This window comes from Brevibacillus sp. FSL K6-0770 (genome assembly GCF_038000275.1).
Lineage (GTDB): Bacteria > Bacillota > Bacilli > Brevibacillales > Brevibacillaceae > Brevibacillus > Brevibacillus parabrevis.
Genome location: NZ_JBBOBQ010000001.1, coordinates 4876434 through 4893105, shown reverse-complemented (window position 1 = coordinate 4893105; position 16672 = coordinate 4876434). Strand labels below are relative to the sequence as shown.

General features: G+C 47.9%; 17 protein-coding genes and 1 pseudogene. 8 read left to right on the top strand and 10 right to left on the bottom strand.

Annotation, left to right across the window (positions count from 1 at the left end):
- Window positions 1-1200 carry a restriction endonuclease subunit S gene (locus NST23_RS23260; RefSeq protein ID WP_122964452.1) on the top strand — a complete coding sequence of 400 codons (1200 nt, stop codon included), beginning with the start codon at window positions 1-3 and terminating at the stop codon, window positions 1198-1200.
- A gap of 461 nt (window positions 1201-1661) precedes the next feature.
- On the opposite strand, the gene NST23_RS23255 is transcribed toward NST23_RS23260, so the two are convergent.
- The 5 genes from NST23_RS23255 to NST23_RS23235 form a co-directional block, all read right to left on the bottom strand.
- Window positions 1662-1997, bottom strand: coding sequence for a site-specific integrase (locus NST23_RS23255; protein ID WP_233454093.1), 336 nt, complete (start codon window positions 1995-1997; stop codon window positions 1662-1664).
- A 133-nt stretch (window positions 1998-2130) separates the two neighbouring features.
- A complete protein-coding gene (locus NST23_RS23250; RefSeq protein ID WP_122964453.1) occupies window positions 2131-2730 on the bottom strand; it encodes a hypothetical protein in 600 nt (199 codons plus the stop codon).
- Window positions 2731-2764: 34 nt separating this feature from the next.
- Window positions 2765-3361 (bottom strand): matrixin family metalloprotease, encoded by a 597-nt coding sequence (locus NST23_RS23245; protein ID WP_280648572.1) that lies wholly within the window; start codon window positions 3359-3361, stop codon window positions 2765-2767.
- Between the two features lie 574 nt (window positions 3362-3935).
- Window positions 3936-4058, bottom strand: coding sequence for a hypothetical protein (locus NST23_RS23240; RefSeq protein ID WP_255679174.1), 123 nt, complete (start codon window positions 4056-4058; stop codon window positions 3936-3938).
- Window positions 4059-4081: 23 nt separating this feature from the next.
- The gene (locus tag NST23_RS23235; RefSeq protein ID WP_122964737.1) at window positions 4082-5332 is read right to left on the bottom strand and encodes a helix-turn-helix domain-containing protein; all 1251 of its coding nucleotides are present in this window, start codon (window positions 5330-5332) and stop codon (window positions 4082-4084) included.
- Between the two features lie 278 nt (window positions 5333-5610).
- Between NST23_RS23235 and NST23_RS23230 the strand changes: the two genes are divergently transcribed.
- The 3 genes from NST23_RS23230 (at window position 5611) to NST23_RS23220 (ending at window position 8957) form a co-directional block, all read left to right on the top strand.
- Window positions 5611-5748 (top strand): BlaI/MecI/CopY family transcriptional regulator, encoded by a 138-nt coding sequence (locus NST23_RS23230; protein WP_141254154.1) that lies wholly within the window; start codon window positions 5611-5613, stop codon window positions 5746-5748.
- 104 nt (window positions 5749-5852) lie between these two features.
- Entirely contained in the window at window positions 5853-8183 is a 2331-nt protein-coding gene (locus tag NST23_RS23225; RefSeq protein WP_340964676.1) for a M56 family metallopeptidase, read from the top strand.
- 228 nt (window positions 8184-8411) lie between these two features.
- The gene (locus tag NST23_RS23220) at window positions 8412-8957 is read left to right on the top strand and encodes a hemoblobin-interacting domain-containing protein (RefSeq protein WP_173596723.1); all 546 of its coding nucleotides are present in this window, start codon (window positions 8412-8414) and stop codon (window positions 8955-8957) included.
- Window positions 8958-9125: 168 nt separating this feature from the next.
- Here NST23_RS23220 and NST23_RS28505 read toward each other — a convergent pair whose 3' ends face one another.
- Window positions 9126-9488, bottom strand: a complete 363-nt coding sequence (locus tag NST23_RS28505) for a methyl-accepting chemotaxis protein (RefSeq protein ID WP_420840588.1) — start codon at window positions 9486-9488, stop codon at window positions 9126-9128.
- A 159-nt stretch (window positions 9489-9647) separates the two neighbouring features.
- Window positions 9648-10097: pseudogene (locus tag NST23_RS28500) on the bottom strand (protoglobin domain-containing protein); the annotation flags it as partial.
- Window positions 10098-10389: 292 nt separating this feature from the next.
- Here NST23_RS28500 and NST23_RS23210 point away from each other — a divergent pair.
- Both NST23_RS23210 and NST23_RS23205 read left to right on the top strand, forming a co-directional pair.
- Complete coding sequence (locus NST23_RS23210; RefSeq protein WP_122964460.1) at window positions 10390-10926, top strand: suppressor of fused domain protein; 537 nt, start codon at window positions 10390-10392, stop codon at window positions 10924-10926.
- A 16-nt stretch (window positions 10927-10942) separates the two neighbouring features.
- On the top strand, window positions 10943-11407 hold the full coding sequence (locus NST23_RS23205) for an NUDIX domain-containing protein (protein WP_122964461.1): 465 nt from the start codon (window positions 10943-10945) through the stop codon (window positions 11405-11407).
- A gap of 185 nt (window positions 11408-11592) precedes the next feature.
- On the opposite strand, the gene NST23_RS23200 is transcribed toward NST23_RS23205, so the two are convergent.
- Window positions 11593-12492, bottom strand: coding sequence for a DMT family transporter (locus NST23_RS23200; protein ID WP_340965211.1), 900 nt, complete (start codon window positions 12490-12492; stop codon window positions 11593-11595).
- Window positions 12493-12726: 234 nt separating this feature from the next.
- Here NST23_RS23200 and NST23_RS23195 point away from each other — a divergent pair, with 234 nt between their 5' ends.
- Window positions 12727-14163 (top strand): aminotransferase-like domain-containing protein, encoded by a 1437-nt coding sequence (locus tag NST23_RS23195; protein WP_340964673.1) that lies wholly within the window; start codon window positions 12727-12729, stop codon window positions 14161-14163.
- Window positions 14164-14222: 59 nt separating this feature from the next.
- Complete coding sequence (locus tag NST23_RS23190) at window positions 14223-14438, top strand: CLC_0170 family protein (protein WP_122964463.1); 216 nt, start codon at window positions 14223-14225, stop codon at window positions 14436-14438.
- On the opposite strand, the gene NST23_RS23185 is transcribed toward NST23_RS23190, so the two are convergent.
- Window positions 14431-15582 carry a Ger(x)C family spore germination protein gene (locus NST23_RS23185; RefSeq protein ID WP_340964671.1) on the bottom strand — a complete coding sequence of 384 codons (1152 nt, stop codon included), beginning with the start codon at window positions 15580-15582 and terminating at the stop codon, window positions 14431-14433. The genes NST23_RS23190 and NST23_RS23185 overlap by 8 nt on opposite strands.
- The gene (locus NST23_RS23180; RefSeq protein ID WP_274874344.1) at window positions 15579-16670 is read right to left on the bottom strand and encodes a GerAB/ArcD/ProY family transporter; all 1092 of its coding nucleotides are present in this window, start codon (window positions 16668-16670) and stop codon (window positions 15579-15581) included. The genes NST23_RS23185 and NST23_RS23180 overlap by 4 nt, the downstream gene beginning before the upstream one ends.
- Between the last annotated feature and the right edge of the window lie 2 nt (window positions 16671-16672).

Here is a 16672-nt window from a genome sequence, read left to right as displayed (position 1 = left end):
ATGCATATTCCTTCGTTAAGATTTAAGGAGTTTGAAGATGAATGGATTTTTACTACATTGGGAAACTGTTGTAAATCAATATCATACGGTTTAAATGCTGCGGCCAAGCCATTCGATGGTGAAAATCAATACATTCGTATAACAGATATTGATGATGAAAGTAGAAAATATATAAAGAATAATAGGGTTTCACCAGATGGGGAACTAACTGATGAGTATTTATTAAAAGAAAACGATATAGTATTTGCACGAACCGGGGCAAGCACAGGTAAATCTTACATTTATAAAAAGGAAGATGGAAAACTATACTTTGCAGGGTTTTTAATTAGAGCACGAATTGAAGAAAAACATAATGCCAAATTTATTTATTATCAAACAATGACTCAATCATATAATAATTGGGTTAAAGTAATGTCTATGCGTTCTGGGCAACCTGGTATCAATTCTAAGGAATATGCATCCTATCATTTCTATCTACCTAGTTTAGAGGAACAAGTGAAAATAAGTAGCTTTCTTGAGAAATTTGATTCGAAAATCCAACTTCAACAAGAAAAAATCAACTTGCTGAAAGAACAGAAAAAAGGCTATATGCAGAAGCTTTTTAGTAAGAAATTGCGATTTAAGGATGAAAATGGGGCTGATTTCCCTGAGTGGAAAACTAATATTAAAGCTGATGAATTATTTGAGTCAGTTTCTAATAAAAACCACAATGGTGATTTTCCTGTCCTTTCTGCTACTCAAGATAATGGGATGGTCTTAAGAGATACTTTAGAAAGACATATGGCATTCAGTAATGAGAATTTAAAATCATACAAACTTGTAGAAACGAACGATTTTATTATTAGTTTGCGTTCTTTCCAAGGCGGCATTGAGATTTCCAATTTACAGGGTCTAGTAAGCCCTGCTTATACAGTATTTCGTAAAAAAGGTAAAAAGATTTACGAACCATATTTCGCGAAATTTTTTAAAACAGATTCTTTTATCCAGCGATTAAACACGACAACTTATGGTATTAGAGATGGAAAAGCAATTAGCTATAAAGATTTCGCTACACTTAAATTCAATATTCCTACTCTAGAAGAGCAAAGAAAAATTGCTGAGTTTCTAAATTTATTGGATAATAAAATTCAAAATGAACAAGAAAAATTATATTTATTACAAAAACAAAAACAAGCTTTCATGCAACAAATGTTAATCTAATCATAAAAAAACAAAAACAGCACCTCTTTTACTATTTAGAAAAGGTGCTGTTCCAAATTTCGTGAAAAACCCCATTTACATATGATACGTTTCATCACGACTAATGTAAGGAAGAAAAACCCGTATCTTTTTATGATTGTTCTTGTCCTTCCTCGCAAACATTGAGTTCTAAAATTTTAATCCTTTCTACATGGTTTTATTAGTCAAATTTCCGTGCCAAGTTGAAATTATAATCCATTTTAAACCATTTGAAGGAACGGCTTTATATCAAAGGTCTGACCGGATTTATTGCTAATCAGTTCGTGTCATTTCGAGCAAAATTAATCAAGTTCGAGATGGAGGGAAGCATCGGTTAAGCTTAATATTATAGACTTTTCCTGCTCCTGCTGGGCTGGTTGCCCATGATTTGCCCATTTTGGACGTACCTCTCGTAAAGGGCGAGTGCGTCGTTTTCAATCTTATTAGTGATGTGTAAATACGTGTCCGCTGTGACTTTGACGCTTGCGTGCGTGTCCTAGTCGCTCGGACACGTATTTTATATTTGCGCCGGTTTTGAGAAGATGGACCGCGTGGGAGTGCTTTAAAGCGTGCGGAGACAGAACCGGAAGCTCGGCCCGCTTGCATACCTCTTTGAAGTATTCTCGCACGCTGTTCTTTGACTTTGGCGTCGAAATGTAAGGCGTCGAGTTGAGCGGATAAACCAGCGTTTTATTGATCGTTAAGCGGCCGGTTTCGGTGTCAATGTCATCCCAAGTTAACGTCAGCGCTTCATCGATCCGAAGACCGGTGCGGGTCATCGTGGATTGGAAGGCTATACAAGGAGTTCATAAAGAAAAGAGAATGACCTGTCGATATGAACTTTTGTAAAAAGAGAGTAACCCGCTAGTTAGATTCTCAACTAGCGGGTTACTCCTGTTAAAACGTCATGATTTACTGCTGCAAAGGATTTTTGTCATCTTTATGACTTTCAATTATGTCGACTATCTCATTTAATTGGAATTTCTCTCTTTTATTGTCAACTTTATCATTTTTAACTTTAAATTTTCCTTGGTAGGAACCCACTATTGCATAGTGATCAGTAGAGTTTGTTTTGTTCGCTGGTGAATCATCAACATTTAGAAATAGGAGGACTTTCTCGTTTTCAGTAAATTCTGGTGCATTTTCCATATCCATAATTACGTTTTCTGTTTCTCCACCGTAAACACGAACTACGACTTCGTCTAATTCCTTACCTTTATGCGTTTTGTTTACTTTTATTGTGATATCTCGATAAATTGCATCTGCATCCTCAATCACTTCTGGCTCATTTCCATCCTCTGTATTCCATTGTGGCTGTGTAATGTGATTAATTTTACCTTCAATGATTAAGGAACTTGCTGCAGCCAGTTCCTCAGGTGATAATTCGATTAACGTACCTTCAACACGAATTGTTGACTTGGTTACATTATATGTGTCGTAAACCACATAACCAAGGCCAAAAGCTAAAATCATAGAAGAAGCGATTATTCCGCTTTTAATGTTCATTTTCATTATTTTTACCTCCTGTTATTTTTAATCCTAGATGCTATTTAGAGTGGTTAATCACATAAGCATCTTTATCATATTTTGAGAGAGGAATTTTCACTTGATCCTTATCTAAAGTTGCATACATAACAGCCGGTTTATCTGCTAAATGACCAATCCCAAGTACATGTCCCATTTCGTGAGTCATGATGGTTCGTAGGTGGAATGTATTTGAATCAGGTTTAGATCCGGTCGAATAGGCAAAAGATTCGTTGACTACTATATCTGCTTCGATAACATAGTCATAACGGTTGATATAAGCTCTTGTTTCGGCAAGTTTACCACCAGTAGTCCCAAGAGAGGCTGTGTAGATTATGTTTATCGCATCTTTTTTTGACGAAGCAATGTCTGTTTTTACAGGACTTTCCTTTAGATAATAGACGGGATCATCAACATTGTTCCATTGGTTATCAGCTGTTATAATCGCAGTTCTCTCACTTTTAGTGATTGATTTATCCAATGTGTATTCATAATCCTTATTAGGGTCCCACTTTGCAAATGCAACATCAGCATTACTTGCTTCTGCAAAACCATAACCCAAAGCAAAAAAAGCTCCTAAACACGATGTTAACAAGATTGATTTCTTAAACAAATTCATGGTAACTCTCCTTTTTAATAATAATAAAAACAGCACAATTTAAAATATACCAACAAATACCAAATTTTGTAAGTATATGTTTTTTGCATTTTTCTACAATATATTACATATTATTCTTTTGGTTATTGTGTATCAATTAATGGGAAATCCGAAAAATCTATTCTTTAAAAAAAAATCGTGCCACTAGAATGCTTTTTAGTCTTGGATCATGCTACAATGCTGGATCAAGTAACAGAAAAAGCGACAACATAAGCGCGGAAGCCCTGCTTCGGATTTTGAGTCCGAGGTAGGGCTTTTCTATTATTGGGACAAATGTATGATTGTGAAAAAGTGAGGTGATAAAATGACCTGCGATTTAAAAGATGTTGGCGAAAGACCGCAAATCCTATTTACTGGACCTGAAAGGAAAATGGATGATGGTTCGGGATTGTACGCATCATGCCCCACATGCCCCGTGAACAATCATCGTGCAACGAGTCGAGAACACTCGTGACAAAACCCCCACCAAACCCGTACATAACAATGACACGAAACAAAAAAAAGAGAGGCAATATCGCCTCTCTTTTCACAACGATTACCAATCCGGCTCCACCAGATAAGGCTTCGCTTTTGGCTTTGCAGCGGCACTGACGTCTTCTGATACGACGGGCGAGGAAAAGAACAAGACAAGAGCAAGAATCCAAAGAATCTTTTTCATGAAGCTTTCCTCCTTTTCTATGTTTATATAATATTATCACATATATCTTCAAGAATTTCCATATTTTTGAAAGATAGATTTTTGTTGTTTGTGCGATGGTGGCGGAGGAACAGGCGGATGCCATCGATGACTTCGGAAGTTGTGCCCAGTTGTTTGAAATATTTGATGCTTTCGCTCAGGCTGTGAAATCCTTGATCGAACTTCTCCAGCGAGATCAGGCAGAGTGCCTTGCGCCTGTAGTATTGCGCCAATGTTTTCATTCGATAAGGATGTTGCGGCGTGGCTTCCGGGAGAAACTGATCTTCCGATTCGATCAACCGCAAAAGCTCGTCTGTTTTTCCAGCCTCCAGGTAAGATGCCATGAGGTCGACGACGATGGATATCCGCCCTTCTTTTTTCGCCTCCTGCAAGCAGACGCGAAACAATTCGATCGCTTCCTCGTGCTGGCCTTTTTTCGCCAAGAGGGTGGCGCGAAAATGATTTTTGCGAAAATCGGCGTATTGGCTGTTTTCGTATTCTTTCAAGTAGATGGCAGCGACGTGGATGTCTCCGAAGTAGACACATGAGTTGAACAGCGAGATGTAGGCCGATGCTTTTTGCTTGCTATCCGTCCGATCCTCGCGCAAGCCCAGCCTGCATAACTCGATGCTTTCGTCGTGCAGTCCCAGAATGTTGGCGTGAACACCCATTTTGTAATAGTAGTCGATGCGATCTTCTGTATAGAGATGCTCGGTGTAGAGGAGCAGCTCCTTCCCGCGACGATACGTTTCCTCGAAACGGGAGAAGTCGTCTCGTTCGATCAAATACCGTTCATACAGGGCGCTGGCGAGATAGGATGGTATGCCCCGACTTCTCGTGAATGTAATAATCGAATCGCATAAAATACGTTTGATTCGCTTGTTCTCCGTATCTCTGGCGGTGCCGTCGATATGATCCAACGCTCTGAATGTATCAATCCGGGGAGATTCCAAATAGCGAATGGCAACTTTCGCGACAAGTGCTTCCCAGCCTTCCCGAATCACCTCTGCCAGGACAATTTCCAGCGTTTTCGGATGATAGGTCGTGTCTACAAAAGCGTTTATGATCGTGCTAGGCGCTATATCCATAGCGTCCGCTATTTTTTTCCACGTGGTATAACTGGGCCGCTTCGTCTCCCCCGATTCAATGGAGGATAAGGTACTTTTGCTGACCCCGGACATTTCTGCGAGATCTGAAAGAGATAGATTGCGTCGACTACGATGGCTGCTAATGAGTTCACCTAATGAAAGCGACACCACACCGAGCCTCCTTTTCCATTATCTGTATCTATACCCACTTTACCACAAAATAAATTGGACGGGTCAATAAATTTCCAGTATAGGCAAACGTATCAGAAAATAAAAAGGGGGAGGGAAGTCTTTGCTGAGAAGACACCCGGCTGTTCCCTTGCGGACTGTACTTTGAAGTTGGTTATACTCGCAAATTTTCGATTTCCTCATATTGACAATTTAAATTTACAGATGTAATATTATCAACGTATCATTTACAACTGTAAATTTAAAGGAGTGAATGCATGGGAGAATTGCCGAAAATATCTGAATCGGAACCGGAAAACATGAAAGAGATTTGGAAGAGAAGCCCGATCACGGCTGAGCAGATTGCGATTTATTTGTCCGACTCCAGCGAGTGGAGCGACCAGGCGGTTCGATAGGGTGATCGAACTTTTGCAACAGGTGCTACAGGAGAAGAAAGAGAAAAAGGAAACGGTTCTCAGACCTAAGCAAAGGCTGGAAACTATAAAAAGAGGGAAAAGACATGGATATGGTAGTTGACGTTTTTTTATGGTTCTTTTATTCCACACTGACTGCGAGCGTCGTTGCCTTGCTGGTGATGGCTGTGCAAAAAATGTTTCATCGCCGCATGAGTGCACGCTTTCGCCATTTGCTGTGGATGATCGTCTTGCTTCGGTTGCTGCTTCCTGACTTCCCTGACAGCCCTGTCAGCATGTTTCACGGACTGCCATATGCTTCCGACATAAAAAGAGCTGTTCTTGCGCTAAATCCTTTTGCGGACGGGCAAACGTCCAAGGAATTACCACAAAACAGCCAAGAGAATGTATCTACTCCAAACCATTTTACCACGATGAACGAGAAAAATCATGGGATCGCGAAGCCTGTTCTTCCCGAACAAGCTCAACAGCAACAAGCCCCTGCTGCATCCCGGCATGGTCTTGCCTTGCAATTGATTTCGCTGGTGTGGCTGATCGGCTCCGTGACGATCATCGCCGCATTGTTCGCCTATACGCAAAAAATAAAGAGACGGTTTCGGACATACAAACGGATTACGGACGAGCAGACTCTGGCTGTCATGAACAATTGCCGCCGGAAGTTCCGCATCAGGCAGCCGATTCCTTTGTATACGGGAAGCGATTTGATCGGCCCGTACGTTTTCGGAATAGTCACTCCGCGGGTGTATTTGCCACAAGCGATGGAAAAGGAGTTGGACCATGTTCAACTCGCCCACGTTCTGGCGCATGAGGTAGCCCACGTAAAAAGACGGGATACACTGTGGAACACGCTGAGTGTTTGGGCGCTGGCGATTCACTGGATGAATCCGCTTGTCTGGTTGTGCGTCAAACAGATGAAAACAGACGGAGAGCTTGCGTGTGACGCATGTGCGCTGGAAGTTTTGGGAGAAGCCGAAGCGATCCCTTATGGACTGACCATGATTGAGTTTCTCAAGCATGCATCGACGAAACAGAGCCGGCAACCGTTGCTGTTCTTTTTCGAATCGAACGATAAAAAGGAAATTCTCAGGAGGATTACGATGATCCAATCGTTTAAAAAAGGCTCTTACCGCTTGTCGGCTATTGCGGTCATGTGCGTGGTTTGCATTGGGACAGCGGCGTTGACCCATGCGGCCCAGCCAGGAGCAGGAAGCATACAGGGGAGCCATGCTGTGAGCAGTTTGGCGGCGAACAAAAAGGAAGTGCTGGTTGATGCCCCGATTCGAAGCTATACGGAATTGGAGAGAGCAGTCAAGGTCGCGGATTTTCCGTTTAAAGTTCCCGCTGCTTTACCAAAAGGCTATATGTTGCTAGGCATCGATGTAGGACCTGAGGATGTCATGAAGCACGGATCAGACGAGAACAAACATACAGGCAAAAAACGGACAATGGTTCGCATGTATTTGCAAAAGATGGGAAATGACGGAGAGCATGATTACATTGACGGCGGCCTGGAAATTACCGCAATCCATGGCGGAGCGGGGCTGGATGCCGCTTACACGGAAATTGTCAAAGAAGAAGAGCTGGGCTGGCCCATCCGGGACGGCAGCATCAAAGAGATGAAAAAGGAAACGCTGAATGTACAAGGAGTGAATGTGCTAAAGGCGGCTGCCCACAGGGAAAAGGAAGTGGACAAATACAGCGTCTGGCTGGATAACGGCGTACAGTATCGCATCCATAATCGTCTGGATGGCGTTCTTGGAAAAGACATCACGGATGCCGATTTCGCCAAAATGATCACTAGCATGACAGCTCCTGATCAGCAGGCCTACAAACAATACACCGTGCAACGAAAAGGCGCGTCCCGCGATATTTATGACACCGACGATTTGCAGCAAGTGCAAAAAGCGATCGGATTTGCACCCAAATTTCCCGTTCAGCCCCTCGGGAAGTATCGGATCGAACGTGCTCAACTTCAACCAGCAGCAATTTATCTAGGGGAGAAGGACGGCAAGGCAAGTGAAAGCCATCTGCTCAATATGGAGTACATGGGAGCGGATATTAACCAAGAAGGGATTTACCAATTCTGGTTTGTGCAGTTCAAAGACGTTAACCTGTTGGAGCAGTTCAAAAAGACCGGAATGGTCCTGGACGGCTCCACAGAGAAACGTACAGGAAAAACCAGTTCTGTCTCCATTGCTGGAAAAGAAGTGATCAAAACAGAAGTGCTTCAGGAGAATGCCTCTCAACAGCTGCTTCATGTCAGCTACACTTGGGCAGAGCAAAATGCATACTACGCAATCGGATTTAACCTGGTCAAATCGAAGAACAATCCTGATTGGGACAAGAATATCGATCAATCTGCGTTGGTGGAATACTTGATGAAGCAACAAAAGATGAACCTCGCCGATCCGAAGTAAGGCAGGAGAAAAGGGGCGTCGACCTGGACGCTCCTTTTTCAATGAACAAACAAACACTTAACCTTGGATAGTGGAGGGGAAATGATGATTTCTCCTACAATAATCGTGCCCGTTGTAAAATTTTTCTTATCCGCTGATGGAACGCCGTGTGCGATGAAAGTCGCCCGCACGGTGTAGGCTCGAACAAAACTCCCGCGCAAAAGATGGGAGCAAGTCGAGAATAGCGGATTGCCGGCACCTGCTTTGAACGTTGTGCTCAAAAGCAACGGCATGTTTGAAATCGCGTTTGCCGATAACTTGAATTGGCGCGAGAACATTTTCCGTATCCGCAACAAAACAGAAAACAGGATCATCGCTGAGAGTGACATCGATACGACACAAGCCGGAAAAATCATGATGAATCAGTCGAACTACGTCTATGAGCCGGGGAGATACGAATTTGTCATTTCCGCAACAGGCTACCAGGATGTGACAGTCGAGATTGACGTGGCTCCGCCAGTGGCGCCCCCTGCCTTAACAGGGACGGTCGTGAGTGAGCATGAATTTCACATCACGTTTTCGGACGATCCAAGCTGGCGCGAACACATCACGAAAGTATGGGATCGCTCGAACGAAAGATGGATTGACGGATTCCGGCTGGATACCACTCAGCCAGGAAAAGTTATCATGAATGTTCAGGGGAGAAACTATGCGCCTGGTACGTATGAATTTGCTATCACGGTAGACGGATACACGAATGCCATCGTGGAGTTTGAGGTCATAGAACGTCGATAATGTTGTGCATGAAAGCTCCATCAGCGGCCCCCGGGAAAAGTCCGGGGGTTTTCTTTTGCCGAAAAAGGCTTGCCGGGATTGCGATGAAAGCCGCAATGGGACGCACCGTGAGCAAAAAAACAGCCAAGCGGGACATATTCGCCCCGCTCGGCTGTTGACTGAAAAAGACTATTGCCTGCTTTGCAAGCGGCAAGACAGCTCATCCAAGGCTTGGATAATCGATAATAATTGCTCGGAAGTGGAATCGAGCTGATCGGCTGATTGCGCGGAAAGCGTGACCTGTTGCTCGATTTTTTGCAGTTGGGAAACCATGCTGCCAAGCGAATGATTGATTTCTTTGGAAGAAGCGTTTGACTTGTCCGCGAGCTTGCGCACTTCATCGGCGACGACGCCAAAGCCGCGCCCGTGTTCTCCCGCCCGCGCCGCTTCGATGGCTGCATTCAAGCCCAGCAAATTCGTCTGCACAGACACATCGGATACGAAGCCGCTCAATTTCTCGATTTCTTCGTTTTGCTCTTTGAGCACGCGCATGGATTGGGCGATCTCTTCATTGTATACGGCAAGATTGGTTGCAGACTCGGCAAACACAGAGGAGATGCGCAACGCTTCCTGGGTAGTCGTGCTTAACTCGGCAGCCATTTGCTCCATGTTCTCGCGGTAGATCGCATTTTCGCGCATAGTTTCGCCTATGTATTGTTCCAGAATGATCGCGGAATCAAAGAACACCCTTTTGGACAGCGCCTGGTAAAAGGCATCCGGATCGCTGAGGGAGTGCAGCCTTTGGGAAAACAGCCGCAAATAAAGAGAATAGCCCCCCAAAAACCAGGAAGCGGACAAACCGATTCTGGCATGAGTGGAGCCGATCCGTTGGCGACTTGCGATGTAGTGGGCGTCGATGACATTGCTCGTCAGCGATTCCACGTAGTCATACTGCATGTTTTTCAGTCTGTCGACCGCTGCATTCGCCTGTATCAACTTGCGCAGATGCGAATGCTTTTCCAGTTCTTCGTAAAAACAGTCAACAATTTCGTGCAGGTGAGTCTGGACGTACTCTTTGTGACGAGCTAACAAATCCAGATCCGCCTCCGTCAAAGCGTAAAAATCCAGTAGTTCTCTCCACTTCTTTTCTACTTCAATCAATGCTGCCGACCCCTTTTTCTTGTCTGATTGTCTGATAGGTTAAGAAAACACTTTTCAAATTTTACCAGAAAATCTATAGGAAAATGCGATGATTTTGTGAATACTTTGCATAATGTTCCGCTGCTGAAAGAAATTGGGGAACATGTACATTCGTTTGGGGCAATGATAAAATAAATAGGTATGGTCAAGGGGCTGGATCGGAAATAAGATACGCTCAGTATGCTTGCGATTCGGAGCATGCTTTTTTCGGGTGAACCGCACATTTTTTTCTTGTTGAAGCGAGGATATACATATGCTAGTAACAGGGCAACTGATCGATCATTGCGAGCGTTTTTTCGGGTGTCGGGGAGAATTGTATCAGCTCGAAGCGGCGGATGTGCTGATTGCGGTTTATCCGGCATCGCGCAGGCGCGGATGGTGGACATACGTGACGCTGGAGTTGCACAAGACCGGAGCGAGCGAATGCATGCTGTATTCCTATCAGTTTCAAAAAGGAATGATCGCGCATCTGGCGACGATTGCGTCGGCGGTGATCCGTCAGTGGGAACAGGAGCAGAAGCGCGTGCAGGCAGGAGAGCTGTTCAAGCTGGAAGAGGCGATTGTCGAAGGCTCTGTGCTGAATCACGCCGTGCTTACCCCCGCCTATTTTGAAGAGGTCGGCTTTGAATATTATACGAACGGCGCCGACGTCATCCGCTTCATGATGCTGCATGCGATCGCAGAATCGGAAGCCGGGTATGTCGAGCGTTTTGGACTGGATGCCTTGCAGGAATGTTTTGCGCACTCCGGTGTCGATTCCCTGCATGTTATGCGTACCCCTGCCATCTGAGAAGGGAGCGAGCGGGATGAAAGAAATACGTTTGCGAGTCACAGTAGTGGTCTGGCACGAAGGAAAAGTGCTGGTGATTCGAGAAAAGGGCAAAAACGGAACCTGTTACAGCTTGCCGGGTGGAAATGTGGAGTATTTGGAAGCCATCCCGGACGCCACGAGGCGGGAAGTATGGGAAGAGACCGGACTGCTGGTCGAAATGGAGCGTCTGCTCTGGGTGGACGACCGGATTGATCAGGAAGGCACTGGCAAGCATACGGTGGGGATTGCTGTCCTCGCCAAGCTGGTGGGAGAGGACAAGACGCCGATTCCCGGCGGGCTGGAGGACGAAGAGATCGATTGGGCAGGCTGGGTGACGCTGGAGGAGTGGCGAACGTTGCCACAGTATCATAGCGCGCGGCCCGATCAGGTTTTGCAAGCGTTAAGTGATCCAGTCTATCGCCCGGGATATATGGGAAACATGCTGGATCAGACGAATTGACCAGTTGGCTAATGGAACGATAGCAGCAAAAGCACCGTCCTTTTCATCGGGGAGCGGTGCTTTTTTATGCGCAGCAGACAAGATGCCTGTGAGCTTGGTGGAAAGGAGTCGCTGCCTGCTGTTTGTGGGCGGTGCTTTTTTATGTGCCGCAGACAAGATGCTTGTGAGCTTGGCGGAAGCAGTTGTTATCTGCCAGGCGTGGACGGCGCTGGCTGTTTTACGGTGACAGAGGCATTTTTTCCTTTGGCAACAGCGAGCACGACAATGACGGTCGCCAGCACGGCTCCCCATGTAAAAGGCTCGGAGAGAAGCAGCCAGGAGGCGATAATCGACAAAAACGGCTGGAAGTATTGGGTCTGGCTGACGCGGGCGACGCCGCCAAGCGCAAGGCCGTGATACCAGGCAAAAAAGCCGAGAAACATGCTGACGACGCTGATGTAGCCAAAGCCAGCCCAGACGGTCCAGGAGGCATGCTGCAATTCCGTCAGGAGCGGACCCGCGATCGGCACGACGAGAAACGGGAAAGCGATAATCAACGACCAGCTGATCACTTGCCAGCCGCCAAGCGTTTTGGAGAGCTGCCCGCCGACGGCGTAGCCGATGGCAGCGGACACGACGGCTCCGAGCAACGCGAGGTCAGCCCATTGCAAGGCGCCAAACCCGGAGAGAACAGCGTAGCCGATAATCGTCAGGCACGCGACTATGCTGGAAAGCCAGTACGTTTTTCCCGGGCGCTCTCCGGCAAAAAAGGCGGCTGCGCCTGCTGTTGCGAGCGGCAGCAGGGCGATAATGACCGCGCCGTGGGTAGCGGGCACGCGCTCCATTGCCCATGAGGAGAAAAAAGGAAAGCCGATCACCACGCCAGCGGAAACGAGGACGAGCTGGCTGAATTGGGCCAAGGACGGCAGCGGAACGCGCTTGAACACGAGAACTAATGCAGCCAAGATGGCAGCGATCAGCGCACGGCCAAGTCCGGCCGATGCGGGCGAGAGCGCAGTGACGACCACTTTTGTCACAGGCAGGGTGAGGCTGAAGCTGCATACGCCGAGCAAGCCGTATAGCATGCCCGCCTTTTCCAAGGTCATGCCGCCGTCAGGCTTTGCGTGTGCGGGCGTGTCTTGCGCCCGTTTTGTGTGTGCTTCCTCAGGTAGAGAGTCTGCTTTCATTTGTGATCCCGTCCTTTGTTGATGAGAAATGCGAACAGTGTGCTTTCAGCTTAGTAGAGGACGGATGGGAACGGTAGGGCCAATTGGCAGCAGGATGAGTAGGCCAATTTGTCGAAGCAATGGAAAAAAAGACGGTGAAGAGGCGGGAGCGAGATGGAGTGGAAGCCTGACAAGCTTGCGGGGATTCCGGTGTATCAGCAAATTGTGAAAAGATTGGAGCAGCAAATCGTATCCGGGGAGCTGCAGCCAGGCGCTTCTTTGCCGCCCGAGCGGGTGTTGGCGAGAAGATTCGGCGTAAACCGGGGAACGGTATCAGCGGCATATGAGGAATTGCGGGCAACAGGGCTGTTGCAATCGTGGCAAGGAAGCGGTACATGGGTCAGCCGACATTTGTGGGGAGTCCAGCAAATGCCGAACTGGTACAAATACACGAACGGAGGCGCATTTTTGCCTGCCTATCCGCTTGCCAAACGCATCCAGGATGCTTGCCTGGATTCCTCGATCATTAACCTGGCGAAAGCAGAGCTGCATACGTCGATGATTCCGTCTATGTCTGCCGAGCAGTTGGGCGGTTTGAAGCATATGCACCTGGAGCTTGGCTACGCGCAGCCAAAAGGAGATCCGGGACTGCGGGCCGTGCTGTCCGAGCATTTGGCGCAGCATTACGGGATCAAAGCGGACAGCGAGGAAATTTTGGTGACCTCCGGGGCGCAGCAGGCGCTGCATCTGATTACGCAGTGCTTGTTGAATCCGGGCGATGCGGTCGCGATGGAAGGGCCGTCTTACTCGTATTCCTTGCCGCTGTTCAGCTCGGCCGGGCTGCGTCTGTTTCGGTTGCCGCAAGACGAGCAAGGGATCATCCCGGAGGCACTGGTTGCGTTGCATCGAGAACAGCGGATCAAAATGGTTTTCGCCAATCCGACATACCATAATCCGACCGGAATTGTGATGAGTGAACCGAGGCGGGCGCAGCTTTTGGCCGCTTGTCAGGACTTGCGGATTCCTTTGGTGGAGGATGACGCCTACGGGGCGCTCAGTCTGGCAGGAGCGGCACTTCCTCCGCGACCGATCAAGGCGATTGACCAAGCGGGACATGTGCTTTACGTCAACAGTGTGTCCAAGACGGTAGCTCCGGGGCTGCGGATCGGCTGGCTGGTGGGGCCGCGTTCTGTCGTGGAGCGGCTTGCTGACGCCAAGCAGCAGATGGACTTCGGCACAAGCAGTATCTCGCAGCAGCTTGCGCGTCATTTTTTGCAGGAAGCAAGCTGGCAGGAGCAAATAAACAAACTCGCCATTTACTTGCGAGAGCAGCAACAGGCGATGAACGCTGCTTTGGAAACCGAATTGCAACAATATGCTGCCTGGAACAGACCAGCGGGCAGCTATCACATCTGGTGCCAACTGCATGAGCCGCTAGAGGAACAGGAGCTGTTGGATCGTGCAATCCGGGAGGGAGTCGTCTTCACTCCGGGCGGGGTGTATGGTGCCGAGCCGGGCTGGCTCCGGCTGACGTATTCGTGGGAAGAGCCGGACAAAATCAGGGAAGGGATTCGCCGCATGAAAAAGGTGCTTCAAATGAGCAAGCGATAAGGAGCGTCCCCCTGGACCATACTAGGAAAATCACACCAGGATGGAAAAGGGGGAGTACGATGGGATTTTCGCTTGTTATCGGATTTCTCGAATCCCTGACCTCTTATTATTTGGTCATTTTGCTTTTGGTGGTCGGCCTGATTTTGCGTTTTCGGTACTATGTCGCCTACCGCAATCGGCAGCTGACCCGTGATGCGGCCTTTGCCAAAGGTGGCGGCTACCTTTTGCTGATCTTGTCAGGAATCGTGCTTGTCGCCCATTTCATTGCTATTTGAATTGGCCGTAACGGCGGATGAACGTTTGCACGTCTACGCGGATTTCTGCTTCTTTGAACAAGGCATCCCACTCATGTTTGTGGGCTTTCCAGTAAGCATACTGAAATCTGCGGAACTCTTCGCCAAAGCCGAAAATATCGATCCCGTGTTTTTGCTGCATCAAGGCGATCAGCTTCTCCACTCTCTGCTTGAGCGCATGATTGATCTGCTCCTCTTTTTTCTTGATTTTCTCCATGGTAGGCTTATTGCCAAAGCCGTCTTCTGCGATGTTGCCCTCTCCGCGAATCAAAAGGGTAATCACGGGCTTTCCGTTTTCGACCGATGTTTTCACGGTGGAACGGGCGCCTTTTACTTCCATTGTGATGAAAGAGGGCCGTTCATCCGCGTCCGTTAGCTTGACGATCACCTCATCGCCTTTCGAAAACGTTCCGTTAATCCAGCGGAGCGTTTTTATTTCATGATCGCTTAGCCAGCCAATCAGTCGGTCTCCTCTCATGATCGCGCCTCCCGCCATTTTCACCTCGTTTTGCTCGACTCGAATAGCGGGGAGGATGCTGTTTTCTCCGTTGTGGAAGTTGCGGGAAAATTCCCCGATGGATGTGGTCGCAGGCAATCTGGCTGTTTTCGACTCTCCTTCTTCCGTCAGCTTGCTAATGTAGCGACCAGGCAAGGGCATCAGCCGCGGTTTGACATAAAGAGCCTCTTTTGCCTTTCCTTTGGCGATGATCAGCTTGATTTTGCGGCGCGACTCGTGATCGCGGTAAAAGAGATCCAATGACCTGTCGATGCCTTCCTTCGCCAGCTCCTCCCCGATAATGATTGCCTGCAGATGCTCATAGTACGGCTGTCTCGCCACGCGCGTCGCCATCAGGCGAATGCACTCAAAAATCGACGGCCCGGAGGAAGTCGGATTCCAGACGGGAGAGACGTTCGGCAAGGATACTTTGCCGGACAAGGCGCGTGGCTCGACCAACTGGGCGGTAAATTCATAATAAGACCGTTTCTGTTCTTTTTGCACGTTCTTGTCAATGCCAGCAGCCAACACAAACAGTCGATCTTGAATTTCCACCCTGTCCCAGCATCCGGTGAGCAAGACTGGCAGCATGAGGAGTGCGAACAGACGGGAGACGGGACTTTTTCTCATGCACGTGCCTGCCTTCTTGCTTTCCATTTGTACATGAGGCAGAGACAAGGCGGAATGACGATAATCAGGCCGAAGCCAAGGTAGCTGGACCATTTGCTCCATTCGTCCACTTCCAGCGTGTTGCGTGGCAGGACGGCAATCAAAAACACGATAGGCATGAGCAGCAAGGCAATGACTCTGTGCTCCTGGAGCTTGAGCAAGCGGGAGGCGATCAGACTGGCACAAAAATGAAACATGACGATCGTGGTGATGGCAAAAGGAATCCAGACCATCATCATGATGGAATCGAGCCTTTCGATGAAAGCGCCAGGCACCTCAATATTTTTAATGATCGCCAGCGTAGGGTATTCAACCAGCGTAACTTCATGACCGCCTAACACGGCAAGGCAGAGGGCTGTGACCAGCGTGTACAGAAAAAGAGTAGCGGCAACTCCGATCAGGGCGCTTTTTTGCCCGAGGGCCGGTTTTTCCATGAATGGCTGAATGAACAGCAAAATCTCGAATCCGAGATAGGAAAAAAAGGTGGTCGGAAAGGCGTGCAGCAACGGGGCGATCCCGTCACCCATGATGGGGAGCAGGCGGCCGATGTCGGTGTCGCGGACGGTTTGGGTCAGGACGAGCAGCAAAATCAACACCGCAATCGGCTGAATCACCTCGTTGAACCGGGCAATGGCATTGACTCCGTGCATGATCAAATAGGTACTCACACTGAGCATGCCGATAATGACCACTTCTATAGGGGTTTGGTCGAGCAAAAACAGCTTGGTTACATCGGCAGAGATGCGGACGACTGTCCCGACGAACATCAAAAAATAGACCAGAAAAGCAAGCAAGGTCACCAGGCCGAGAAAGCGGCCGAACAGAAAAGGACCGTATTCAATGATCCCTTTCCCGGGGAATCGCGACCCGACATAAGCCATCATCGATACAGCAACCATCGCAACCAGGCCGGAAACCATGATGACGATCCAGCTGTCGACGCCAGCCTTGTTCCCGACGGTTTCCGGCAAGGACAAAATGCCGACTCCCACGATTGCGGCAAACAACTGTACGGTTATTTGTGGGGCAGTCAGCTTGTCTTTGATCACAT